The organism is Mycolicibacterium wolinskyi str. Jessa 2025, assembly GCF_049241375.1.
Classification (GTDB): Bacteria; Actinomycetota; Actinomycetes; order Mycobacteriales; family Mycobacteriaceae; genus Mycobacterium; species Mycobacterium wolinskyi.
The window spans coordinates 7,319,705-7,343,711 of record NZ_CP185960.1; the positions used below are offsets into that span (position 1 = coordinate 7,319,705).

Here is a 24,007-nt window from a genome sequence, read left to right on the forward strand (position 1 = left end):
GTAGCGCGGTGCTTCCGGCTCGACACCGGATGAGGCGGTCCGCGGAGTTCAGTGCCACCGTCGGTCGTGGCGTGCGTGCTGTGCAACCTGATGTTGTCGTGCACGCATTGCGTAACGGTTCGGACGAGAGTGGTCCGCGGATCGGCTTGATCGTGTCCAAGTCTGTGGGGAACGCGGTGGAACGTCATCGTGTGTCGCGTCGGTTGCGGCACGCGGCTCGAACTGTGTTGCCCCATCTCCATCCCGCCGACCTGATGGTCATCCGGGCGCGGCCGGGTTGCCGTGACGCGCTGTCGCCCCGCTTGGAGCAACAGCTGCGTCAGGCCGTCGAAAAGGTCCATGAGCGCGCGGGTGCCCGGCGCGGGACGTCTTCATGATTCGCCGCGCGGGCGCAGGTGTGGCCCGCGGTCTGATCTTCCTGATCCAGCTCTACCGCCACACGATCTCGCCGCTGCGGCTGCCGACATGCCGGTTCATGCCGACGTGTAGCCAGTACGCGGTCGATGCTCTCACCGAGTACGGGTTGATCCGTGGCGGTTGGCTTGCCACAGTCCGGCTGCTGAAGTGCGGCCCGTGGCATCGGGGAGGATGGGACCCCATACCGGAGCGTCGCCCGCATACGTGTGAGACCGATGTCTCCGGTGAGACAGCCGCTGCCGACCTTGTCAGGAGCAAGTCGCGTGTTTAATTGGTTCAGCCTCGACATCATCTATTACCCGGTGTCGGCGATCATGTGGGTTTGGTACAAGGCGTTCGCCTTCCTGCTGGGCCCGTCCAACTTCTTCGCCTGGGCACTGTCGGTGATGTTCCTGGTGTTCACGCTCCGCGCGATCCTCTACAAGCCGTTCGTCAAGCAGATCCGCACGACGCGCCAGATGCAGGAACTGCAGCCCCAGATCAAGGCGCTGCAGAAGAAGTACGGCAAGGACCGCCAGCGGATGGCGCTCGAGATGCAGAAGCTGCAGCGCGAGCACGGATTCAATCCGATCCTCGGCTGCCTGCCGATGCTCGCGCAGGTGCCCGTGTTCCTCGGCCTCTATCACGTGCTGATGTCGTTCAACCGCACCCAGACCGGGATCGGGCGGTTGGGGTTGTCCGTCGAAGAGAACCGCAGCCTGCCCAACTACCTCTTCAGCGCGACCGACGTCGGGCACTTCCTGGACGCGAACCTGTTCGGTGCCCCACTGGGCGCGACGATGATCCAGCAGCACGGCCTCGAGGCGTTCACCGAATTCAACCGCGTTGCGGTGATCGCCGTCGGTCTGCCGATCATGATCCTGGCCGGCATCGCGACGCACTTCAACAGCCGCGCATCCGTCGCTCGGCAGAGTCCGGAAGCGGCGTCCAATCCGCAGACCGCGATGATGAACAAGCTCGCGCTGTACGTGTTCCCGCTCGGCGTCGTCGTCGGCGGTCCGTTCCTTCCGCTCGCCGTGATCATGTACTGGCTCGCCAACAACATCTGGACCTACGGTCAGCAGCACTACGTGTTCGGCAAGATCGAGAAGGAAGAGGAAGCGAAGAAGGCCGAGGCGCTCGAACGCCGCGCCGCCAATGCGCCGGCGCCTGGAGCCAAACCGAATCGGGCTCGCAAGCAGACCCCGAGTACGTCTGCGGGCCCCGATGTCGAGAGCACGGCGGCCGAGGTCGAAAGCTCGGCGGCGACCGACAACAAAGCTGACGATCCCAAGACAGACACCACGGGCACGACGGCGGTGAGCCGAACGCCGAAGCCAGGCGCGCGCCCCAAGAAGCGGAAACGTTGACCAGTTCCGGCTGGCACAAGTAGGGAGAAGACGGATATGACGGACGCACAGACGACCGAACCGGGCGCCGAGGTGAAGGAGAGCGCCGAGTCCGTGGCGAAGGTCGAGGACGACCTCGAGGAGCGGTTGGTCGCCGAGGGTGAGATCGCCGGTGACTACCTCGAGGAGCTTCTCGATCTTCTGGATTTCGACGGCGACATCGATCTCGATGTGGAGGGCGACCGCGCGGTCGTGAGCATCGACGGCGGCGGCGACCTGAATAAGTTGGTTGGTCGTAAAGGCGAGGTGCTCGACGCGCTGCAGGAGCTGACCCGGCTCGCGGTTCACCAGAAGACGGGGGAGCGGAGTCGGCTCATGCTGGACATCGCTCGCTGGCGTCGGCGTCGCCGCGACGAGCTTGCCGCGCTCGGTGAGAAGGTCGCGCGACGCGTGCTGGAGTCCGGCGAACGCGAAGAACTCGCCCCGATGACTCCCTTCGAGAGGAAGATCGTCCACGACGCGGTCGCCGCGATCGACGGCGTCCGCAGTGAGAGCGAGGGCGTGGAGCCGTCGCGTCGCGTGGTTGTTCTTCTTGGCTAGTTACATCGGTGTAGTTCGTAAGCGGCCTCCGTGGCCGCGGGAGTTCGGAGGATGTTTCACGTGAAACATGAACCGGCACCCGTGGCACCGGAGGCCGCTGGCGTTGTGTTTGGCGATCGTCTCCCGGCCGCGGAACGGTACACAGCCCTCCTCGCCACCGCCGGCGTCGAGCGTGGACTGATCGGCCCGCGCGAGGTGGATCGAATATGGGACCGCCACATTCTCAACAGCTCCGCACTGGGCGAGCTCGTGGTCGCCGGCGAGCGAGTGGCGGACATCGGTAGTGGTGCCGGCCTACCCGGGATACCGTTGGCGTTGGCCCGCCCCGACGTTCACGTCACGTTGATCGAGCCGCTGCTGCGCCGCAGTGAGTTCCTTCGTGAAGTGGTTGCGGAGCTCGACCTGAGCGTGGCGGTGGTGCGGGGCAGGGCCGAGGATCGGGTCGTCCGGGAACAAGCGGGGGAGATGGATGTCGTGACTTCTCGCGCGGTGGCTTCTCTGGACAAGCTCGCGCGGTGGAGCATGCCGCTCCTTCGGGAGGGCGGGCGGATGTTGGCGATCAAAGGCGAGCGCGCTGAGGCGGAGATAGAAGAGTTCCGGCGTGTGATGGCATCACTGGGCGCGGCGGATGCCAGGGTAGTGAGATGTGGCGCGAACTATTTGAACCCACCCGTAACCGTCGTCGACGCGCGGCGCAGGGCGAGCAATCGGGGGCGGCAAGGACCAGCGGGCAAGGCCGGTCCGCGGGGGGAAGCGGGCAGGAGATGAAGATGGGTTCGAAGCAGAACGAGGTGCCAAGCGCAGTGGGTAAGCCCAATGTTTCACGTGAAACATGGAACGGTCCGGTCAACACCACGTGGTCGGCCGACGCCAGCATGGACACCCCGATCGCGGCCGAAGCCGAGCAGGCGACCCGCGTCCTCCACACCTCGCATGGTCAGCTCCCGCGCCCCGAGCGCCAGCGCGTGTTTACGATCGCCAACCAGAAGGGCGGGGTTGGCAAGACGACCACGGCGGTGAACGTCGCCGCCGCGCTCGCGCTCCAGGGGCTGCGGACCTTGGTGATCGATCTCGACCCGCAGGGCAACGCGAGCACCGCGTTGAGCATCGAGCACCGGCCCGGGACACCGTCGTCGTACGAAGTACTCATCGGTGAGATCCCGGTCGAAGAGGCGCTGCAGCAGAGCCCGCACAGTGAGCGTCTGTACTGCATCCCGGCCACCATCGACCTCGCGGGAGCCGAGATCGAATTGGTCAGCATGGTCGCCCGCGAAGGCCGGCTGCGGTCGGCTCTCGCCGAGCTCAAGAACTACAACTTCGACTACGTGTTCATCGACTGCCCGCCGTCACTCGGCTTGCTGACCATCAACGCGCTCGTCGCCGCGCCGGAGGTGCTGATCCCGATCCAGTGCGAGTACTACGCGCTTGAAGGTGTGGGCCAGCTCTTGCGGAACATCGAGATGGTGAAGGCGCATCTCAATCCGGACTTGTCGGTATCCACCGTCATACTCACGATGTACGACGGCCGGACCAAACTGGCCGACCAAGTCGCCGAGGACGTCCGGGAGCACTTCGGCGACAAGGTGCTCCGTACCGTCATCCCGCGGAGCGTGAAGGTGTCCGAAGCGCCCGGATACGGCATGACGATCCTCGACTACGACCCCGGCTCGCGCGGTGCACTGAGTTATCTCGATGCGAGCCGGGAGATCGCAGAGCGCGGTGCACCGCCTCGTGCGCAGTAGACGAACAAACAGCAGGCGTAGAAGCGGACGGTAGAGGGGCAGGACAGGATCATGAATCAGCCGGCACGGAAGCGAAGCGGTCTCGGTAGGGGCCTGGCATCTCTGATTCCGACTGGGCCAGCCGATGGCGGTACTGACGCTCTGAGCCCGCGGATGGGAGACAGCGCCGCCGACGTTCTCCTTGGTGCGCCACCTGGAGCACCCGGTGAACCGGCCCCGACCCCGGTCGAGCAGATTGACGGAGAAGCCGTCGGCGCCACGTATCGCGAGATCGATCCGGCCGCCATCGAGCCGAACCCGCGTCAGCCGCGCCAGGTCTTCGATGACGAAGCGCTGAGCGAGCTCGTCCACTCGATCCGCGAGTTCGGCTTGATGCAGCCGATCGTCGTACGTGCCGTGCCGGGCGAAGGCGATATCCGCTACCAGATCGTCATGGGGGAGCGCCGGTGGCGGGCCGCTCAGCAGGCCGGCCTGACGGCGATCCCCGCGATCGTCCGCGAGACGGCCGACGACAGCATGCTGCGCGACGCACTCCTCGAGAACATCCACCGCGTGCAGCTCAACCCGCTGGAAGAGGCCGCGGCCTACCAACAGCTCCTCGACGAATTCGAGGTCACCCACGACGAACTGGCGGCGCGGATCGGACGGTCACGCCCGCTGATCTCCAACATGATCCGCCTGCTCCGACTGCCGATCGCGGTCCAGCGCCGAGTGGCCGCAGGCGTGCTGTCCGCCGGCCATGCCCGCGCGCTCCTCTCGCTGGAGGGCAGTCCGGAGCAGCAGGAGGAACTCGCGGCCCGCATCGTCGCCGAAGGACTCTCGGTGCGGGCGACCGAAGAGGCGGTGACACTCGCCAACCGCGACGGCAAGACCGCCCCGGCGCCGCGGCGGAAGCCGATCCAGATGCCGGGCCTGCAGGACGTTGCCGAAAAGCTGTCGACGGCGTTCGACACTCGCGTCACGGTCAGTCTCGGCAAACGCAAGGGCAAGATCGTCGTCGAGTTCGGGTCGGTCGACGATCTGCAGCGCATCGTCGAACTGATGAGCGCACAAGAACAGTAATTTGACGCTGAAAACCGAGGACCAACTACCCACGGTCGTTCCGTCACTGTGACACATCCGGTCGAAGCGCACTCGGCACGGTGTGGGCGTGAAGGCAAAGCACTTGTGCGCCACCATATTTCGCAGAAAGGGCGGTGTTCGATGAGAGTTTCACCGCCCACTGGGCTGTTGACCGCATGCTCTCCTATCCTTGAGGGGCAGCCGCGCACGTCAACTTCGTGTGAAAGCCGGGGAGTCTAGTGTCAGCACACATCACGCCGCTTCGGCTCGAGGGATTCGAGCAGCTGCCGAAGCATGCACGGCGATGTGTGTTCTGGGAAGTCGACCCGTCGACCGTCCCCGGCGAAGATCACCTCACCGATCCTGAGTTCGAGAAAGAAGCCTGGCTATCGATGGTCATGCTCGAGTGGGGATCGTGCGGACAGCTGGCCGTGCAGGCGTCACCGGCTGCGGTCGGCGACTTCGAGACACTGCTGAAGGGCGACGAGCCGTGCGTCGGGTACGCGTTCTACGCGCCGCCCGGCGCGGTTCCACGTGCCCGGCTGTTCCCGACCGCACCCGTCAGTGCCGACGCCGTGCTGCTGACGACGGTCGCCGTCGAATCCGCGGAGGAGACCGAAGGCCTGTCGGCCAGCCTGCTCGCCGCGGTGGTCAACGATCTCGTCCGCCGCGGTGTCCGGGCGCTCGAGGCGTTCGGCTATACGACCGCCGTGACCGATATCGACTGCGGCGCACTGCCCGATGAACTGGCGCCGGTCGTCGAGGTGCTGGGGGACTGCGCGGTCGATCAGTGCATGATCTCGGCTGATTTCCTCTTGGATGTGGGGTTCACGGTCGTCGCACCACATCCGTACTTCCCGCGGCTGCGCCTGGAACTCGACAAGGGTCTCGGCTGGAAGGCCGAGGTGGAGGCCGCGTTGGAGCGACTGCTGGAGAACGCTCGGATCGAACTTCCCGTCGGCGCGGGCTCGGTGTCGCTGCCGTAAGCGCGTGTACACCCAGTCGCAACCGGGCTGGCAACGGTCGTACTGCGGACCGAGTTGAGACATGGTTCGGCATCGCTGGACGTGCGGGTGGACTGTCAGGAAACCCTCATCGGATGGGCCAATGTTCCGGATCGTCGGCGAAGTCCGCCCCCACATCCTGACGGACGGTGCCGGTCATCGCCGGTTGATCTGGTCTTCTGCGGTAGCTATACCAAGCTTGAAGTCCGCCAACGGATCCCGATCGGACGGGCAAATTCAGCCGTGGTGGACGTGTCATCGAGAGCTGAACCGCGGACGTCTACGCCGACCTTGCCGCACTGAATTCCGGTGGGGCAGTTGGGAGTTCACGGACCAGTCATCGACCTGACGCCGAGTGAATCAGGCGCCGCGGCCGGCCTGTTCCACCGACAGTTCGTGAGCCAGGAGCTCGGCGAACGTGAAAGTGCCTGTGGGACGGTCGTTTTTGCCCAACAGGTAGAGTCGCTTCACGGCGGCGAGGATGCCTTCGGCGATGGCGTCACGGGTCTGAGTCGACACGAGAAGGCCGCGGTCACGCGGGTTGGTGATGTAGCCGATGTCTACCTGCACGGTGGGCATACGGGTGAGCCGTAGCAGGTCCCACGTGCGGCCGTGGGTGCGGCAGTCACGTAATCCGGTGCGCGCCACCACTTCACGTTGGATGAAGTCGGCGAGATTGCGGCCAATCGTGGACACCGAGCCGTGGGAGTTTCCGAAGTGGAACGACGCGACGCCGTTGGCTGCGGGGCTGGCCTGCGTGGCACAGCGCAAGCTGATCATCAGATCGGCACCAACGGTGTTGGCGGTGCCCGCACGCTCGGCGTCGGATGGGCTGCGGTTGGCCGGCCGCGACGTGAACGTGTCCATGCCGATGGCGGTCATGCGGCCCTCGAGTCGGCTTGCCAAGTCCCACAGGATGTCTGCTTCGCTGATGGGGCCTTCGGGTCCGTGCATGATGAGCCCGTGGTCGGCTCCACCGCGGCCCGGATCGATGATCACCCGCTTGCCGGACAGGCGAGGGCCGGAGCTGCGCACCAACTCCTCTTCGCGGATCGCGTGCGGTGAGCCACCGGTCACGCGTGAGCCGAGGAAGTACAGCGAGCGCAGCGTTTCCGGACCGCAGATGCCGTCGGGATAGAGCCCGTATTCACGTTGGTACGAGGACAACGCGTTGTGTGTCTGCAGGCCGAAGTATCCGTCGACCAGGCCGGTGTAGAAGCCGAGGTCCTGCAGCCGGGCCTGCAGAGTGGCGACATCGTCGCCGTACATGGGTGCGCCGAACTGATGGGTCAGTGTGCGGGCGCCGAGGCGGTAGGACGCTTCGCGCAGCGCGCGATACGTGGCCTCCCCGACAATGCCGTCGACGAGCAGGCCACGATGTTGCTGAAATGCGCGGACCGCTTGGTCGAGTTCGTCGTCGAACGCGTCCAGTGCGACGTGTCGACCCGTACTGAGGTCGGCGTCGGGGTTCTCGATGAGACCAAGCGCCGCCAGCGCTGCCCGGATCTCGGTGACCGCACCGCCACGATCACCGCGACGCAGACTCGACATACGGGGCCCCTCCAGGCTGGTTTGCGGCAATCTGCCGGACTAGCTAGGCAGCATTGTCTCAGATTTCGACCCGATTCCGGAAAACGCCAGGCGGTGCGGGCGCGGGTCTAACCGTGCTCTAACCGAGTGGTCAGAGGGCGTCGGAAAGCTCGCGCAGCAGCGCAGCCTTGCCTTTTGCGCCGACGATGCGCTTGACCGGGGCACCGTCCTTGAACAGGATCATGGTCGGGATCGAGACCACCTGGAAGTCGCGCGCGGTCGCCGGGTTGGCGTCCACGTCGATCTTGGCGACAGTGAGCTGATCGGCCTTCTCGGAGGCGATTTCCTCCAGCACCGGGGCGACCATCTTGCATGGTCCGCACCACGTGGCCCAGAAATCCACCAGTACCGGCTTGCTGCTGGTCAGCACGTCGGCGGAGAACGAATCGTCGGTGACCGCCACGGTGGCGCTGTCCTGGCTCATATTGCCTCTCCTGTCATTAGAAACTGTTGGGAATCAAGCGTTTTCGGCGAGCCAGCGCTCGGCGTCGATCGATGCCGCACATCCGCTGCCTGCCGCGGTGATGGCCTGACGGTAGGTGTGGTCGACGAGATCGCCTGCGGCGAAGACACCCTCGACCGACGTGTAAGTGCTGCGCCCGGCGACCTTGACGTAACCCTCGTCGTCGAGCTCGACCTGACCGCGCACCAGCTCAGAACGCGGATCGTGACCGATGGCCACGAACACCCCGGTCACGGCGAGCTTGGATTCTTCACCGGTGACGGTGTCGCGCAGCCGCACGCCGGTGACCTTCGGATCTCCCTCGATCTCGGTGATCTCGGTGTTGGTCAGGAACGTGATCTTCTCGTGGGCGCGGGCGCGTTCGAGCATGATCTTGGATGCGCGGAACTCGTCGCGACGGTGGATCAGCGTGACGCTGCGGGCGAACCGGGTCAGGAAGGTGGCCTCCTCCATCGCGGAGTCACCACCACCGACCACCACGATGTCCTGGTCGCGGAAGAAGAAACCGTCACAGGTGGCACAGGTGCTCACGCCCATGCCGAGCAGCGCCTCCTCGCCGGGCACGCCCAGATGGCGCGCGGCCGCGCCCATCGCCAGGATCACGGCGCGCGCCTGGTGGGTCTCGTCGCCGACGGTGACCGTCTTGACGGGCCCCTCCAGCTGCACGGCGTCGACGTCTTCCATGCGCAGATCGGCACCGAAGCGCAGCGCCTGCTCACGCATCTCGTCCATCAATTCCGGCCCGGTGATGCCCTCACGGAAGCCGGGGTAGTTCTCCACCTCGGTGGTCGTCATCAGTGCCCCGCCGAACTGAGTGCCCTCGAACACCAGCGGCTTGAGCTGAGCCCGGGCCGCGTAGACGGCGGCGGTGTAACCGGCCGGACCGGACCCGATGATGATGACGTCGTGAACCGTCGGAGTGGTGGACATGAGGGCCTTTCTGCCGGAGCGTTCTCGCCGTACGTGAGGAGCACTGTCAGCACGGGTAGCAACACCAGCCTATGCCGAGGTGTTCCCGCAGGGCGTCGTGGGACGGCCAGGAACCGATCAGGGTCGTTTGACCACGGTGTCGGCCAGCAGCTCGGTGTGAGCGGCGTCGCAGTCGGGTGTCACGACGAGCCCCACGACCGCGTTCGGGGTGTCGGCGGGCAACAGGACCAGCACGCCGGGGCGGCCGGACACCGCATGTGGACGCGCACCGAGCACCCGAACTCCGGACGGGTAGCCGAGCGCGGACAGGCACTGTGCCCGGCGTTGCGGATCGGCCAGCGGCCCGAGGTCGGGCGGGGCGGACAACAGGCCGAGGATCTCCGGTTCCGAGAGCCCGATATCTGCCGGTGGCGGCGCCACGGTCATCCGGCCGAGGCTGGTGGGGGACGAGTCGGCGGTATCGGACGTCTGCGTCAGCGTGGCGGCCCCCACCCCGGCTCCGAGCAACGCCGCACAGCAGCCGGTGATCGCGCCGATCCGTCGCCACCGGCCGCGCGACCGATCGCCTCCGGCACGCCCGCCGGCCGCCCGCAGCGCCGCGATCATGCGAGCGCTTACGTCAGGCGGGACGGCCGGGGCCGAAGCCTCGTCGGTGCCGAGCGCGGCCACGTCGCGCCGGACGCGGTCGAGTGCGGCCAGCGTCGCCGCGGCGTCGGGATCGCTGCGTACCTGTTGGCGCACGCGGGCCGCGGTCGCGTCGTCGAGCAGCCCGGCTTGCAGCTCGGCCAACAGGTCAGGGGTGAGCCCGTCGGACGGCACTGGGCGCGGGCTGCCGTTCATCGCCCTCAAAATACTGGAGCGATCGAGCCAGTTTGGCGCGTGCACGGGCGCAGCGGCTCTTGACCGTCCCTTCCGCGACGCCGAGCAGTCGCGCGGTCTCGGCCACCGAATAGCCCTGCATGTCGACCGCGACGACGGCGGCACGCTGTTCGACCGGCAACTGCAGTAGGGCCCGTTCGACGACGATGGCGGTGTCGACGCGGTGGGCGGGGTCGCCGGCCGGGTCGCGGACATGATCGAGTTCGCCGAGCTCGTCACGACTCGGCGCGCTGGGTTGCGTCTTCGCCCGGCGCAACCGGTCCAGGCACGCGTTGACCACGATGCGGTACAGCCAGCTGCTCACCGATGAGTCGAACCGGAACGACGCCGCGGTGCGGTGCGCCGACAGCAGCGCGTCTTGCACGGCATCGTCGGCATCGTCGTGGTGGCGGCTCGTCAGGTACGCCAGCCGGCGCAGCTGCCGATGATGCCGCAGCACCAGCTCCTCGAAGGCGTAGCGATCCCCGGCGACGTGGGCGGCGAGCAACTCGGCATCGGAGCGGCCATTCACCGGCCCCGCAAACTCGCTGGCTCCCCCGAACCTTCCCACATGCCGAACCTAAACGGTGCCGGGACCCACTTCGGACACTTGTTTGTCCCGACGGTCGTCACGCCTGCTCAGAGGCGCCGCCCGGCTGGGGATGAACCGTCAGGACGCCGCCTTGATGGTGATCTCGGAGATGTCGCTGCGGCTCTTGCCGTCGACCGTGCCCAGCGTCGAGATCCACACCAGCACGTACTGCGTCGCGTCGGCCTTCTCCACCGAGATGGTGTTGGAGCCGGGCTTGAGCGGCGTCGGCGGGGTCAGCTCGGTGGTGTCGGACAGGGACGACGGCGACGCGCTGTCGGCCGAGCGGATCTGCACCGACGTGCCGGTACTCGTGATGTCGAGGGTCACCTCGCCGACCACCGTGGGCTGCGGCAACTGCAGCAACAGGCCGACGCCGTTCTTGAAACCGGGAAACGGGGCCGGGTCGGAGTAGGTGTCGGTGGCCCACATCGTGCTGGTGCTGCCGTCGATCGCGAGCCCGGCCTGACTCGGCGAGTCGGCCTCGCCCTCCGGTGAAAACACCGTCGCCCGAACGGGTTTCACGGTGCTGCCGGTCGCGGTGCCGCCGTTCTCGGATTCGGTGGCCGAGGTGGGCGCGTTGAGGCCGAGCTCGTCCTTGTCGAGCCCGCCGCCGACATCGCCGAAGATGCGGCTGAGGATCGTGGCCATCACCACGAGCGCGACGATGATGATCGCCGCGCCGGCCGCGAGGCCGACCATGAGGCCCTTCTTGCGCCGGGCCTGCGCGTCGGCATCGTCGGCATGCGGGCTGCGCACCGGTGGCGGCGGCTGCTGCTCGTCGACCGAGTCGATCAGCTCGGTGCGGTCGGCGATCGCGGTGGCCTGCTGCAGCAGGTTCAGCAGAGTGGGGGCGCTGCGGATGCCGCCGCCGGGCTGGACCGCACGCGCGGCGGCGGCCGAGATCTGGAACGGAATGTCACGGTCGATCGCGCGGGGCTCGACGGGCTGGCCGGCGGAGTCGAGCGCGGCGGGCTCCAAACCGCTGCGCGCCCCGGTCTCGGGCAGCGGCCAGCGATTGACCAGCAGTGCGTAGAGCGCGGCCCCGATACCGCGGATGTCGTCGTCGGGCGTCGCGTCGGGCAGGGTGGCCGGGAACGCCAGCGCGACGTCGCCCTCGATGCTGACCCGCACCCGGCTGGGATGGTCGATCGACAGCGCGACACCGGCGCGGTGGGCCGCCTCGGCGGCCGCGGCCAGCGACTGGATGGCCCGCGCGCCACCGATCGGCGACGGGGACGTGTCGGCGACCTCGGCCAGTGAGCCGCCCCGAATCCACTCGGAGACGATCAAGCCGCCGGAGCCGCTGTGGGCCACATCGAGCACGCGCGCGATACCGGGCACGTCGATACGACTCAGCTTGAGTGTGCGCGAGAGGATGTCGGACACCTCGGAGTCGGGCATCGTGGCCTCGGGGTCGACGAAGGTCAGCGCCACCTGGCGGTCGAGCGCGGTGTCCAGCGCCTGCCAGAACTGCAGATTCGGCGGGCCGCCGTGGAACACCAGCAGCCGGTAGCGGCCGTCGGCGATGGTGGCACCCGGAATCAGGTGCATGTCCTCCCCGGCGGTGGCCGATTCGACGGCGGGCTCACGCGGCGGGGCGAACGAGATCGGTTCCCGGGTGGGATCGCCGCCGTAGTCGGCGGGCGGTCGGCCCGAGGTCGAGCCGTTCGAGATGGTCACGGTGTCGTCGGACGGCGCATTCTCCCCAGCCGGCACGTCCGGCTGGAAGTCATCGGGGGCAGGACGGGGCAGCTTGGTCGTCGCGGTCCCCTCAAGTGCCGGGCCGCCCGCAGATTCGTCGGTCACCGGTGATCCTTTCCGAGTCCCCGCTCCGGCAACGGAGGCCGGAGCCCCACCCCAACCGGCCGCCGGCGTTGGCGGCCACCGGTGGGGAGAAGAATTCCTCTGATCAGGGTACGTGACGGGACCAGGCGGGCGTGGCTGGACGGGCCGTCGAATAGTTTGCACGGCTACCTTTTCGGGGTGGCCGGCCGGGGCGCCGCGCCGGTTGCCCAAGCGGCGACGGACCGCCGCGAGCGCCGATTGCGCCTCGGGTACCTTCGCCGCGATCAGCACTCCCGCGATGATCGGCACCATGATCAGGCCCAGGGCCACGAGCCGCAGGAGCGACCCCGCCGCACCCCAGTGCGCGGTGAGGGATTCCAGGCCGAGCAGCTGATCGGCCACCTGTGCCACCAGGCCGGCGATCAACGACGCGGTGATGGTCACCAGGATGGTGCGGACGACCGGCAGGCCGATCAGCCGCCCACCCGGCGGGTCCAGGTTGGCTCGCAGCAGCACATGGCCGACGATTGCCCCGGCGACCCAGCCCAGCCCGTTCGCCAGGCCCAGGTAGCCCGCGACCATCTCCGGATTGTCGGCGAGCGCGGGCGCGGCGATCGATGCCGCGATCTTCACGACGGTGATGACGACGATGATGATGATCGGCGTCCACGGTTGTTCGCGCGCGTAGAACACCCGCAGCTGCAAGAGCACGAGCGCGTAGGGGATCAGCGTGAAGGCCGACAGCGTGATCGCCATGCCGAGGTACCCGGCGTCGGCCTCCCCGAAGTTCCCGTAGGCGAACAACGCGCTGCCGATCGCCGGCCCGCCGACGGTCATCATCGCGACGATCGGAATCAGCGTGACCATCGTGAGCCGGGTTGCCAGCGACAGGTCGGCGAGCACCGCCGGGGTGTTGTTGGCGGCGGCGTTGCGGCTCAGCCGGGGCATCACGACCGTGAGGACGGTGACGCCGATCATCCCGAACGGCAGCTGCAGCACGAGCCAGGTGTAGTTGTAGATCGCGGGACCGGACGCCGCCGCCGAGCTCGCGATCTGGTTGCCGACGATCAGCCCGATCTGGCTGATGACGACGTAGAGCACCATCGCGGCGGCCATGCCGCCGAACTTCTTGAGCCGGTCGTCGAAGCCCCACAGCGGCCGCAGGCTGACCCGTTCGGCGCGGATCGCGACCAGCAGCACCGCGGTCTGGGCGACCACGCCCAACGTCGTGCCGATCCCGAGTACCAGAAGTTTGGCGTTACCCATCTCGACCGGGTCGAGCGAGAGTTCGCCGGGGACGAGCACATACAGGCCGAGCGTGACGATGGCGACGACGTTGTTGAGCACCGGGGCCCACGCCGGCGGCCCGAACACGTTGCGCGTGTTGAGGATTGCGCCGAACACCGACGTCAGCCCGTAGAACAACACCTGCGGCAGCAGCAGGTAGGCGAACGCCACGGTCAGCGGATTGTTGACCTGGGGGTCGCTGCCCAGCATCACGCGCACCAGAAGCGGCGCGCAGGCCACCGACAGCACCGTCGCGGCCAGCAGCACCGCGGTCGCGAGCGTCACCAACCGCCTGATGAAAGCCGTTCCGCCATCGGCGTCGTCGCGCTCGGCCCGGGCCAGCACCGGCACGAAGATCGCGGTGAACGTGGCCTCGAGGACCAGCGCGGCCACCATGTTGGGCAGCTGATTGGCCACCGAGAACGCACTCGACAGCGCCGCACCGAGAATCGCCGCGAGCAGCACGATGCGGAAGAACCCGGTGATCCGCGAGATCAGGGTCGCGAACGCCATGCCCCACGACCGCGACACCACGGCGGCGTCGGACAGTTCGGGCCGCCCGGCCCGGCGCCGCGGACCCGGGCCCCGCGGTATGCGCGGCGGGCCGGCCGGCCGGACGGCAGGGGGGCGGGCCGGGGGAGGGCCCATCGGGGTGACGGGCCGCCCGGCGCGTGGGTGGGGCGCTGTCATCGCCGGCCGTCCGGCGTGTCCTCGCGGCTGAACGCCATCGCCACTTCGATGGGATCGGGATGTTCACCGGGAGGCGTGAGATCGGCGGGGTCGGGCTGGCCGCGGAAGCGGTGCCACAGCCGCCGCCCGGCCAGCAGCACCAGCACCGCGCCCGCCGACAACGTGATGAAGAACAGCAGCTTGCCGTAGGCGTTGGAATGCACCGACAACCGCACCGGCTCGCCGAGTGGTATGCCGTCGGCGGTCTGCAGCGCGACGTCGACCGCGACGCGCTGGGTGAAATGCACCTCGATCGGCACTCGCAACGGCAGATAGCCGGGCGGCAGCACGATCTCGCCCATGTCCGTCACGGTCATGCCGGGTGGCGCGTCGACCTGAAGCCGCACCCGGACCGGCACCGGGAGATCGTTGCGCAGTGCAAGCGGCAACGGACTGCGTTCGGTGGCCAGGGTGTAGGCGCCGCCGGGGTTGACGATCGTGACGGCGCCGAACATGTCGTCGACGCTGCCCGACACGGTGGCCAGACGTTGCTGCGCCAAACCGTTGCGCGCCTCGGGCGGCACCGACTGGCTCAACGCGCGCAGCATGTCCTCGCGCAGCGGCGCGGTGTACTGCACACCGGTCAGCCCGGTGCGCTCGTCGGTGGTCAGCGCCGCCGTCAGACCCCACAACCGTCCGATGACCGCGGCGATGCCGCCGGTGATCGCGTCGTCGATACGGCTGCGCGGGTTGCCCAGCGACTCGGCCGGCAGGGGTTCCACCGGAATGCCCGGCACGGCGTCGCCGTCGGCGATCACGGCGGTGAGTGGCCGCGGCACCGCGAGCCCGGCGTGGATCGTGGTGGCGACGGCGGTGAGGATCGCCTGCGCGTCGTCGGGATGCAGACTCCACACGAGCGGAGGCATCAGGATCTGGGTCCGCGGCTGGATGTCCGGTGTCAGGCCCCGCCACATGAGCGCACCGAGCGCGTCCTGGCGCCGCGCGGTCTGCGAGTCGTGCCGGACCGGGATGTCGAGCGAGGGATCCAGATACGACGGCGCGACGGGATCGGTACCCGCACCGGCCAGCGCGGCACCGACCGCGGGATCGAAGCCGGCCGCCACCAGGCTGGGGGAGTAGCGCACCGGGGTCACGTCGGCGGTCTCGGGTGTGCCGGTCGCGGCGTCCTGCGCGGTGATGTGTGCGGCCGCGACGGCGACGGTCTGCCCCTGTGCGGTGAGCAGGTCGACGGCCGGCCCGGTGAGCGGGCCGTCGGCGACGAGGCTCGCGCCGCGCGTCGAGGTCACGCCCAGGATCTGGTCGACGATGTCGCCTGCCCCGTTGGTGGCGGTGGCGCTCAGGCCCGCATCGCCGACCCGGTGCAGGGCCGCGAGATCGGCCTGGGCGTAGGTGGTGGGCGCGACGCACATGCGCTGAGCCAGGCCCCGCAGGCGGTTCAGCCAGCCCACGGCCGCTTCCTGACCGGTGCCCGGCCGGGTCGGGGTGGCCGGCCCGGCGTCCGGTCCCTCGTTGACGACGTAGCCGCCGGTCATCGCGTTGACCGTGACGAGCAGATCGGGGTCGACGGCCAGGCACAGCGCGCTGCGGACCTGCCCCGACGGGTCCACGGTCGGGCCGGTCGCGAAGTCGATCGCCGACAGCAGTGTGTCGAGCCGGCCGCCGGGTGCCAGCGATGTCGCCAGATCGTCGTCGATCAGCCGCACCGGCGTGGTGCCGCCCGGTGCACCCGCCGCGAGCCTCGGCCGGTCGGCCAGCGGCCACAACATGGTCAGCCGGACCGGGTTCGACGTGTCCGGTGGCACCACCGAGTTCAGCGTGTCCGCGGCCGACGCCGTCGCCGACGAATCGGCCGGTGGCACGCCGAGCACCGGCAGCAGGAAGCGCGCGTCGTCGAGGCGCGCGGGTGCCCCGTAGTCGGGTGTGCCGTTGACGTTGACCAGCACGGGATATACCCCGGGCCGGTCGATGTGCAGCGATTGTCCGGACGCGCGCAGTGGATAGGACAGCGTGAACGGAACCGTCTGGCCGCGCTGCATCTCGGGCGCCACGGTGATGAAATCGGCGACCGGCTCGAACTGGTCGAGATCACCGGTCAGATCGGTCCGCAGCTCGGTGGACGACGTGACGGCCCGCGCATGTTCCATGCGGATCACGACGTCGCGCACCGGACGGTCGCCGACGTTGAGCACGACGCCGCTGACCGTGAGGACGGATTCGCTCGTGGTCGTGACGACGTCCGGCGTGACCCGGTCGATGCGGATCTGCAGGAACGGCGTTGCGCCCGGCTCGCCCGCGGTGGCGCGCGGGAGCTGAGCCGGCGACAGCATGACGAACAGCGACAGCAACGCCACGACCAGCACTATGCGCGCCACGGTCGAGGGCCACCGGTGCATCGCCGCGGCGGCGGTCACGGTCCTTGTCCGCATCCGTTCGCGCGCCGGCGGGGCTGGGGTTCGTCGCGGCGATGATTGCGGGTGTGTGAGTGCGTCTGGGCGCGTCGCCGCGGCGCGCTACGGGGCAGTGGCGGCAGGGCTGCCGGCCCGTCCGTGTGCAGTTTGTCGATCAGCTCGCCGGCCACCTCGGCCAGCCTGCGCTCGTCGGCGTAGGCGAGCCGCGACGGCAGTTCGCGTAGCGGCACCCAGGCGACTTCGGTCACTTCGACGTCGTCGTCGGACAGTTCGCCGCCGAGGAATCGCATCAGATAGTGATGCACGGTCTTGTGCACCCGGCGGCCCTCGGTGACGAACCAGTAGTCGATGCTGCCGAGCGCGGCCAGCACGCTGCCCTGGATGCCGGTCTCCTCGGCGACCTCGCGGATCGCGGTCTGCTCGGCCGTCTCGCCGAGTTCGATGTGCCCTTTGGGCAGCGACCACAGCATGCGGCCCCGGCGGTCGACCCGGCCGATCAGCGCCGCCACCTGAGTGTCCTTGGGCCCGTCGATCCCGTCGATGACCAGCCCGCCTGCCGATGTCTCGTGCACGGTCCGCAACCGGTCCGGTGGGCGCCGCGGCCGCGACTTCCGTTGCTTCGACTGATCCCGCGGCGTCGGCGTGGCCGCGGGCTTCTGGCTCTGGTCGGTGGCGGGTTCGCTGGGCTGCGCGGTGTGATGCTCGGCACTCGCGGCCGGTGGGCCCGCGGCCCGTTGTGCGCGGCGTTGGCCGCGGCGCCGACCCCGGCGCCGTCGTGGTTTGGCCTGTTCGCCGTCCGACACCCAAGCGATAGTAGCTGCCACGACGGTCGGCTCCTGCCACACTCGCCGGTAGCGAGCGCACCGCGCGCATTAGGCTCATCGAACGTGCCCGAAGCTGCTCCTGCTGATGCCGAACTGCTGGCCGGCGCGCTCGTCGCGCTGAACCGCCGCGCCGACGTGCTGCGCGGGCTCGGTGCAGTGTTCGCTGCCGCGGGCCACGAGCTCTACCTCGTGGGCGGCAGTGTGCGCGACGCGTTGCTCGGCCGGCTGACCGACACGAGCGATCTGGACTTCACGACCGACGCCCGGCCCGAGCAGATGCAGAAGTTCCTGCGCCCCTGGGCCGACGCGTTGTGGGACACCGGCATCCAGTTCGGGACGATCGGCGCCGGCCTCGGCGACGACCGCCTGGAGATCACGACGTTCCGCGCCGACAGCTACGACCAGGTGTCGCGCAACCCGACCGTGGAGTTCGGGGACAACCTGCACGACGATCTCGTCCGGCGCGACTTCACGGTCAACGCCATGGCGGTGCGCATCACGCCCGACGGTCCAGGCGAATTCCACGATCCCCTCGGCGGTTTGGCGGCGGCCCGCGACAAGATCCTCGACACGCCGTCCGCCCCCGAGGTGTCGTTCGGTGACGATCCGCTGCGGATGCTGCGTGCGGCCCGGTTCGTCTCGCAACTGGGATTCGGTGTCGCGCCGCGTGTGCTCGAGGCGCTGCTGGAGATGGCTCCGCAGCTCGAGCGCATCACCGTCGAGCGCGTCGCGGCCGAACTCGACAAGCTGCTGTTGGGCGCCGACCCGGTGGCGGGCATCGACCTGATGGTGCAGACCGGCATGGGCGCGGTCGTGCTGCCCGAGGTCGGCGACATGCGCATGGCCATCGACGAACATCACCAGCACAAGGACGTGTACTGGCATTCGCTCACGGTGCTGCGCCAGGCGATGGATCTCGAGGACGAGGGTCCCGATCTGGTGTTGCGCTGGGCCGCGCTGCTGCACGACATCGGCAAGCCCGCGACCCGCAAGCACGAATCCGACGGCGGGGTGAGCTTTCACCATCACGAGGTGGTCGGCGCGAAGATGGCCCGCAAGCGCATGCGGGCGCTGAAGTACTCCAAGCAGATGGTCGACGACGTATCGCAGTTGGTGTATCTGCATCTGCGGTTCCACGGCTACGGGGACGGCAAGTGGACCGACTCGGCCGTGCGCCGCTATGTGACCGATGCCGGTCCGCTGCTGGGCCGGTTGCACAAGCTGGTCCGCGCGGACTGCACGACCCGCAACAAGCGCCGGGCCGCACGCCTGCAGGCCAATTACGACGACCTGGAGAACCGCATCGCCGAGCTCGCGGCGAAGGAAGACCTCCAGCGGGTTCGCCCGGACCTCGACGGCAACGAGATCATGGAGATCCTCGGCATCCCCGCCGGCCCGCAGATCGGCGAGGCCTGGCGCCACCTCAAGGAACTGCGCCTCGAACGGGGCCCGCTGACTCGGGACGAGGCCGTCGACGAATTGCTGAAGTGGTGGAACGCGAGGGGCTGATCGTGCGTCTGATCAGACATGGAGTACTGCCTGGGTGACCCCGACGGCTCGGCGACCATGTGGACGCGCGAGCCCGATGTCGATCTCGACGGCGACGGCGTGTTCGACGGGATCGGCCTGGATCTCGACGGTGACGGCCGCGTCGACGACGTGATGGCCGATCTCGACGGCGACGGGCTGGCCGAGCACGCGGTGCGCGACATCGACGACGACGGCACGGCCGAAAGCTATTTCACCGACGACGGGTCGGGCGTCTGGGCGGTGAGCGTCGACCGGTCCGGGCAGGTGCGGTGGTTCGGCTTGGACGGGGTCGAACAGACCGGCGGGCCCACGGTCGATTTCGACCGCGACGGCGCGACCGACGACCGCCTGCTCGATACCGACGGCGACGGGCTCGCCGATCGCGTGCTGGCCGGTGAGTTCGCGCACGTCGACACCGACGGCGATGGCCGGTGGGACCTCAAGCTCGCCGACACCGACGGCGACGGCCGCGCCGACTCGGTGTCCTAACGCGTCACCCCGCACCGCGAGCGACCGTGTTTGTACGCGACACGCCGCGCAGATCCGTACAAAAGGTGTCGCTCACACCGTCACGAGCGGGCACTCACCCCCGGCCGGCTCCCGGCGGTCCCGCGAATGCCTGCGCGATCGTCAGCCACTTCGCGGCGTCGGCGCCGTCGGCCGTCACGTCCAACTCCGACGGCGTCCGGCGCTGCGTGACCAGCATGCAGAAGGCCTCGGCCGCACCCGTCACCCGCTGTGCGGCGTCTTCTGGACCCCACGCCCACATCGAGCCGTCGGGTGCGCGCAGCTCGACGCGGAACGGCTCGGCAGGCGGCGTCAGTCCGTTGACGGTGAACGCGAAATCCCGTGTGCGAACCCCGATGTGGGCGATCGAGCGCAGCCGCGCGGTGGCGGGCCTGCGGACACCGAGCGCGTCGGCGACATCGAGCCCGTGTGCCCAGGTCTCCATCATCCGGGCTGTCGCCATCGACGCCGCGCTCATCGGCGGACCGAACCACGGCAGCTTGCGGCCGTCGGCGACACGGAGCAGTTCGTCGTGCAGCCGCCCGCGGGTCTCGCGCCAGTCGGCCAGCAACCGGCCCGGCGGCGTGAGTGCGAGTTCCTCGGCACCCGCGTCGACGAAGCCCGTCGGATTCTTCATCGCCTCCGCGAGCAGGTCGTTGAAGCCCGGCTCGTCGGTGATCGCGATCAAAGACACCCGGTCGGTCCACAGCAGATGCGCGATCTGATGCGCGATGGTCCAGCCGGGCGCCGGGGTCGCGGTGGCCCAACCGGAATCGGGCAGATCGGCCACAAGCGTGTCCAGCTCGTCGCTTTCGGCCCGCAGATCGGCCACGATGGCCTCGGCAGTCGACATGCCGGTCACCTTAGACGGGCGGCTGGATCCGCCGCGGCGAGGCCACCATCGCATGCACGACGAGGCCGGCCAGGTAGATCACCGACCCCGTCGCCACCAGACCGGGCGTCTGGCCGTCAGACGGGATGAACACCGCCGACCCGGCGATCGCGGCGATGAACGACATCCAGAACAGCGCGTCCTGCACGGTGAACACGTGGCCGCGCAGCGCGTCGTCGACATCGAGCTGCATGGCCGAATCGGCGCACAGCTTCACCAGCTGCCCGGCCGCACCGAGCAGGAACCCGCACACCAGCATCACCGGCAGGTCCAGGCCGATCGCGACCATCTGGACCACCGCGGCAAATGCCAACGCCCAGTTGGCCGTTGCGTACCGGCCCAGGCGGGCGATGACCGCGGGCGCGGCCAGCGTCGCGAGAAACGATCCGGTGCCGGTGGCCGCGACGAACACCACGGCGGTGCCGAGACCCAACCCGGCCACCTCGGCCGGGGTGTCGGCGTGGCGGACGATCACGAGCACCAGCAGCGTGTTGATGCCGAACGCCATGCGATGGGCGGCGAGCCCGGCCAGGGTTCCGGCGACTGTGCGCACGGCGAGCACGGTGCGGGCGCCGTGTAGCCAGCCGGTGGCCACGGCATAGGCGGCCGAGCCGTGGATCGCGCGTTTGCTCTCGTGCGGGCCGAGCACGTGCGGCCCGAACCGCACCGACAACCACAACGCCAGGGCGACGGGCACCAGGACGATGAAGATGATCACCGACGCACCGGCGTCACCCGCCCCGAACACCCAGCGCGGCAACAACATGAAGTTGGCTCCGAGGAACGCCGCGAGGGCACCGGTCGCGCTCGCGACCGCATTCATCGTCACCACCTGCCCCGGCGGCACGACGTCGGGCAACGCCGCCGACAGACCCGAGGAGACGAACCGGGTGAATCCGTTGACGATCAGCGCGCCGCACAGGATCGGCACGTCGCTCACCCCGAACGCCAGCAGCACCCCGACCAGCAAGACCAGCAGCAACCGGCCCAGGTTGGCGCCGATCATCACCAGCCGCCGGTCCCAGCGGTCCAGCAGCGCGCCGGCAAAAGGTCCCAACAACGAGTACGGAAGGAACAGCACCGCGAACGCCGCGGCGATCGCCCACGGCTCGGCCTCGCGCTCCGGGTTGAACAGGATGGCGCCGGCCAGCGCGGCCTGGAACAGGCCGTCACCGAACTGGCTGACCGCGCGCAGTTCCAGCAGCCGCCGGAACTCCGTCATACCCCGCAGCGACCGCCAGAGGGCGATGGGCGCGCGAGCGTCGACCACGGAAATCACGTCCTGTTCGGGAGGGTTTGCACAGAGCATTCGGTAGGCAATCGGCAACCCGCTCCACAGTACAAAGTTCGCCGGACACGCGAGGAGCGAGATTGGCCGCAGAATTCCGGCCACGCCTGCGATTGTTAGCCACGTCGCGGCGGCGCTGGTGCCATGATGTACGAGTGGCGCAGTCAGAGGACCCGGAGGATTTCATCGCTCCTGCGGCGCACCGCGTCCGACCGGGAACCCTCCTGCTCGCCAACACCGATCTGCTCGAGCCGACGTTCCGCCGCACCGTCATCTACATCGTCGAGCACAACGCCGGTGGCACGCTCGGAGTGATCCTCAACCGGCCCTCCGAAACCGCGGTCTACAACGTGCTGCCGCAGTGGGCCAAGCTCACTACCAAACCCAAGACGATGTTCATCGGCGGCCCGGTCAAGCGGGATTCGGCGCTGTGCCTGGCGACGTTGCGGGTCGGCATGCAGGCCGACGGCGTGCCCGGGCTGCGGCATGTCCAGGGCCGGATCGTGATGGTGGACCTCGACGCCGAGCCCGACAATCTGGCGCCGATGCTCGAGGGCGTGCGGATCTTCGCCGGTTACTCGGGTTGGACCATCGGTCAGCTCGACGGTGAGATCGAGCGCGACGACTGGATCGTGTTGTCGGCGTTGCCGTCCGACGTGTTGATCGAGCCGCGGGTGGACCTGTGGGGCCGCGTGCTGCGGCGTCAGCCGTTGCCGACGTCGCTGCTCGCGACGCACCCGATCGACGTCAGCCGAAACTGACTATTTGCGCGGCCCTATTTGCACGACAGTGTGCAGCTTGCGCACGAGCCGGCACAGCTCGCCCCGGAGCCCGCGCTCGCCTCGCTGCGCGCGACGGCCTTTGCGCTCTGCCAGCACCCGGCGGCCACGGTCGCGATCGCGCCGATGATGCACACCACGACGACCATCAGGCCGGTCTTCGGGGCCGCGGCCAGGGCGGCCGCGCCACCCGCCGCGAGCATCACCGCGGCGGCGAGCTGAGTGGGGGCGACCGCCCGCAACACGTTGCGCACGGGGTCCCCGGTGCGCGGCCTGGACAACAACCACAGCCCCAGGACGCCGACGACGACGGCGGCGCTCAGACACAGCAGCGCGGCGATCAGCATGCGCCACACAATACGAGGCGCGCGCCGATTCCGTGGGGCCGGGCCGCAACCTTCGGCCCGGCCGACGGGCCTAGCTCGGCGCCCCCAGGAGCTGCGGCAAACCCGGCAGCCCGGGGGCTGCGGGCGGTGCAGCCGGGGCGGGCGCCGGTGGTGCGGCGGGTGCGGGTGCGCCCACCCGGAACCCGGAAACGATCGCGTCGGCCGCCTCAGCGGAAGCCGATACGCCCTGGTTGGCGGCCGAGTAGTTGACCGAGAGCGACACCAGGTACCGGTCGGGCCCGGACGTCGCGATGACGTGTCGGCGCGACGTGTTGAGCATCTGGCTGCCCGAGTTGTAGCTACCTTCGATGAACGCCGACGGGAAACCGTTGAAGTCGGCGAGCGACATGTCGGTGGTCCGCCAGCCCAGCTGCTGCTGGCTGTCGATGTATCCGTGGCTGATGGCTTCCTTCGGGTCGAAGTTGCCGACCAGCTTGTAGACCACGACCTGTGCATTGGGCGTGTAGAGGTCGGTGCTCGTGCGGTCGGCGATGACCGCGAAGGCGTCGGGCACGTTCGGGTCGGGCACCTTCGTCCAGCCCGCAGGCAGTGGCAGCACGATGTTCAGCGCCCTGAAATCGTGGCTGACCTGGGGCTCCATCTTGACGCCCTTGGCCTTGAAGAATTCGGCGAGAGTGCCCGAGGACGCCGGCGTGATGGTCTGCGGTGCCGCGACGGGCACTGCTACCGGTGCCGGCGCGGCGGGGATCGCGCCGGCGGCGGCGGGTGCGACCGGTGCGGCAGCCGGGGCCACGGTCACGGTCTGGGTCACCGTCGCCGGGCTCGGCGCAGCGGGGCCGGGCGGAAGAGGAAACAAGGGTTCGGCTGACGCGGTGTTCCCCGCGAGGCCGACGACCCCTGCCAGGCCGACGGCCGCTCCTGCTGCCAGAACCCGCCAGCGGCGGGCACTCTCGATCATTGTTCGGTCCTTCCCCAACGGTCCGGGGCGATTTGCTGCCCCTCGTCAGGCGCCGACTGTATCCACGCCACCGACCCGGTCACCAGATGCGCAACCGACCTGGAATCAAGCCCTGACATGGTTGCG

23 protein-coding genes are annotated in these 24,007 nt (G+C 68.8%); 11 read left to right on the top strand and 12 right to left on the bottom strand.

Annotation, left to right across the window (positions count from 1 at the left end; translation table 11 throughout):
* Positions 1 to 8 precede the first annotated feature (8 nt).
* From rnpA to ACOI2T_RS36125, 8 genes are all read left to right on the top strand, one after another.
* Positions 9 to 377, top strand: a complete 369-nt coding sequence (gene rnpA / locus ACOI2T_RS36090) for a ribonuclease P protein component (RefSeq protein ID WP_067849942.1) — start codon at positions 9 to 11, stop codon at positions 375 to 377.
* The gene (gene yidD, locus ACOI2T_RS36095) at positions 374 to 688 is read left to right on the top strand and encodes a membrane protein insertion efficiency factor YidD (protein WP_409503026.1); all 315 of its coding nucleotides are present in this window, start codon (positions 374 to 376) and stop codon (positions 686 to 688) included. Before rnpA ends, yidD begins: the two co-directional genes overlap by 4 nt.
* Complete coding sequence (yidC, locus tag ACOI2T_RS36100; RefSeq protein ID WP_409503027.1) at positions 681 to 1,766, top strand: membrane protein insertase YidC; 1,086 nt, start codon at positions 681 to 683, stop codon at positions 1,764 to 1,766. The genes yidD and yidC overlap by 8 nt, the downstream gene beginning before the upstream one ends.
* Before the next feature lie 36 nt (positions 1,767 to 1,802).
* On the top strand, positions 1,803 to 2,345 hold the full coding sequence (locus tag ACOI2T_RS36105; RefSeq protein WP_067849948.1) for a Jag family protein: 543 nt from the start codon (positions 1,803 to 1,805) through the stop codon (positions 2,343 to 2,345).
* 60 nt (positions 2,346 to 2,405) lie between these two features.
* Positions 2,406 to 3,113: a 16S rRNA (guanine(527)-N(7))-methyltransferase RsmG gene (rsmG, locus tag ACOI2T_RS36110; RefSeq protein ID WP_409503028.1), complete on the top strand. Its 708-nt coding sequence runs from the start codon at positions 2,406 to 2,408 to the stop codon at positions 3,111 to 3,113.
* A 2-nt stretch (positions 3,114 to 3,115) separates the two neighbouring features.
* Positions 3,116 to 4,087, top strand: coding sequence for a ParA family protein (locus tag ACOI2T_RS36115; RefSeq protein WP_110774953.1), 972 nt, complete (start codon positions 3,116 to 3,118; stop codon positions 4,085 to 4,087).
* 51 nt (positions 4,088 to 4,138) lie between these two features.
* Positions 4,139 to 5,149: a ParB/RepB/Spo0J family partition protein gene (locus tag ACOI2T_RS36120; RefSeq protein WP_067849952.1), complete on the top strand. Its 1,011-nt coding sequence runs from the start codon at positions 4,139 to 4,141 to the stop codon at positions 5,147 to 5,149.
* 239 nt (positions 5,150 to 5,388) lie between these two features.
* Positions 5,389 to 6,135 (top strand): acetyltransferase, encoded by a 747-nt coding sequence (locus ACOI2T_RS36125; protein WP_409503029.1) that lies wholly within the window; start codon positions 5,389 to 5,391, stop codon positions 6,133 to 6,135.
* Positions 6,136 to 6,513: 378 nt separating this feature from the next.
* Here ACOI2T_RS36125 and ACOI2T_RS36130 read toward each other — a convergent pair whose 3' ends face one another.
* From ACOI2T_RS36130 to ACOI2T_RS36165, 8 genes are all read right to left on the bottom strand, one after another.
* Positions 6,514 to 7,704 carry an N-acetylmuramoyl-L-alanine amidase gene (locus ACOI2T_RS36130; protein ID WP_067849955.1) on the bottom strand — a complete coding sequence of 397 codons (1,191 nt, stop codon included), beginning with the start codon at positions 7,702 to 7,704 and terminating at the stop codon, positions 6,514 to 6,516.
* A 130-nt stretch (positions 7,705 to 7,834) separates the two neighbouring features.
* Positions 7,835 to 8,167 (bottom strand): thioredoxin, encoded by a 333-nt coding sequence (gene trxA / locus ACOI2T_RS36135; protein WP_085143590.1) that lies wholly within the window; start codon positions 8,165 to 8,167, stop codon positions 7,835 to 7,837.
* A gap of 33 nt (positions 8,168 to 8,200) precedes the next feature.
* A complete protein-coding gene (gene trxB / locus ACOI2T_RS36140) occupies positions 8,201 to 9,136 on the bottom strand; it encodes a thioredoxin-disulfide reductase (RefSeq protein WP_409503030.1) in 936 nt (311 codons plus the stop codon).
* Between the two features lie 117 nt (positions 9,137 to 9,253).
* Positions 9,254 to 9,976 carry an RsmA family anti-sigma factor gene (locus ACOI2T_RS36145; protein ID WP_409503031.1) on the bottom strand — a complete coding sequence of 241 codons (723 nt, stop codon included), beginning with the start codon at positions 9,974 to 9,976 and terminating at the stop codon, positions 9,254 to 9,256.
* Entirely contained in the window at positions 9,930 to 10,565 is a 636-nt protein-coding gene (gene sigM, locus ACOI2T_RS36150) for an RNA polymerase sigma factor SigM (protein ID WP_409503032.1), read from the bottom strand. Before sigM ends, ACOI2T_RS36145 begins: the two co-directional genes overlap by 47 nt.
* Before the next feature lie 99 nt (positions 10,566 to 10,664).
* On the bottom strand, positions 10,665 to 14,306 hold the full coding sequence (gene murJ / locus ACOI2T_RS36155; protein ID WP_409503085.1) for a murein biosynthesis integral membrane protein MurJ: 3,642 nt from the start codon (positions 14,304 to 14,306) through the stop codon (positions 10,665 to 10,667).
* 38 nt (positions 14,307 to 14,344) lie between these two features.
* Positions 14,345 to 16,774, bottom strand: coding sequence for a DUF6049 family protein (locus ACOI2T_RS36160; protein ID WP_409503033.1), 2,430 nt, complete (start codon positions 16,772 to 16,774; stop codon positions 14,345 to 14,347).
* Positions 16,756 to 17,559, bottom strand: coding sequence for an NUDIX hydrolase (locus tag ACOI2T_RS36165; RefSeq protein ID WP_409503034.1), 804 nt, complete (start codon positions 17,557 to 17,559; stop codon positions 16,756 to 16,758). Before ACOI2T_RS36165 ends, ACOI2T_RS36160 begins: the two co-directional genes overlap by 19 nt.
* Positions 17,560 to 17,643: 84 nt before the next feature.
* Between ACOI2T_RS36165 and ACOI2T_RS36170 the strand changes: the two genes are divergently transcribed.
* Together ACOI2T_RS36170 and ACOI2T_RS36175 are read left to right on the top strand one after the other, a co-directional pair.
* Entirely contained in the window at positions 17,644 to 19,089 is a 1,446-nt protein-coding gene (locus tag ACOI2T_RS36170) for a CCA tRNA nucleotidyltransferase (protein WP_409503035.1), read from the top strand.
* An 18-nt stretch (positions 19,090 to 19,107) separates the two neighbouring features.
* A complete protein-coding gene (locus tag ACOI2T_RS36175; RefSeq protein WP_409503036.1) occupies positions 19,108 to 19,599 on the top strand; it encodes a pullulanase in 492 nt (163 codons plus the stop codon).
* A 94-nt stretch (positions 19,600 to 19,693) separates the two neighbouring features.
* On the opposite strand, the gene ACOI2T_RS36180 is transcribed toward ACOI2T_RS36175, so the two are convergent.
* Positions 19,694 to 20,470: a TIGR03084 family metal-binding protein gene (locus ACOI2T_RS36180; RefSeq protein WP_409503037.1), complete on the bottom strand. Its 777-nt coding sequence runs from the start codon at positions 20,468 to 20,470 to the stop codon at positions 19,694 to 19,696.
* 10 nt (positions 20,471 to 20,480) lie between these two features.
* Complete coding sequence (locus ACOI2T_RS36185; RefSeq protein ID WP_067850100.1) at positions 20,481 to 21,779, bottom strand: MFS transporter; 1,299 nt, start codon at positions 21,777 to 21,779, stop codon at positions 20,481 to 20,483.
* 173 nt (positions 21,780 to 21,952) lie between these two features.
* Between ACOI2T_RS36185 and ACOI2T_RS36190 the strand changes: the two genes are divergently transcribed.
* The gene (locus tag ACOI2T_RS36190) at positions 21,953 to 22,558 is read left to right on the top strand and encodes a YqgE/AlgH family protein (protein ID WP_085143583.1); all 606 of its coding nucleotides are present in this window, start codon (positions 21,953 to 21,955) and stop codon (positions 22,556 to 22,558) included.
* Positions 22,559 to 22,572: 14 nt separating this feature from the next.
* Here ACOI2T_RS36190 and ACOI2T_RS36195 read toward each other — a convergent pair whose 3' ends face one another.
* Both ACOI2T_RS36195 and ACOI2T_RS36200 read right to left on the bottom strand, forming a co-directional pair.
* The gene (locus ACOI2T_RS36195) at positions 22,573 to 22,923 is read right to left on the bottom strand and encodes a hypothetical protein (RefSeq protein ID WP_409503038.1); all 351 of its coding nucleotides are present in this window, start codon (positions 22,921 to 22,923) and stop codon (positions 22,573 to 22,575) included.
* Between the two features lie 70 nt (positions 22,924 to 22,993).
* On the bottom strand, positions 22,994 to 23,881 hold the full coding sequence (locus tag ACOI2T_RS36200) for an LpqN/LpqT family lipoprotein (RefSeq protein WP_067849974.1): 888 nt from the start codon (positions 23,879 to 23,881) through the stop codon (positions 22,994 to 22,996).
* Between the last annotated feature and the right edge of the window lie 126 nt (positions 23,882 to 24,007).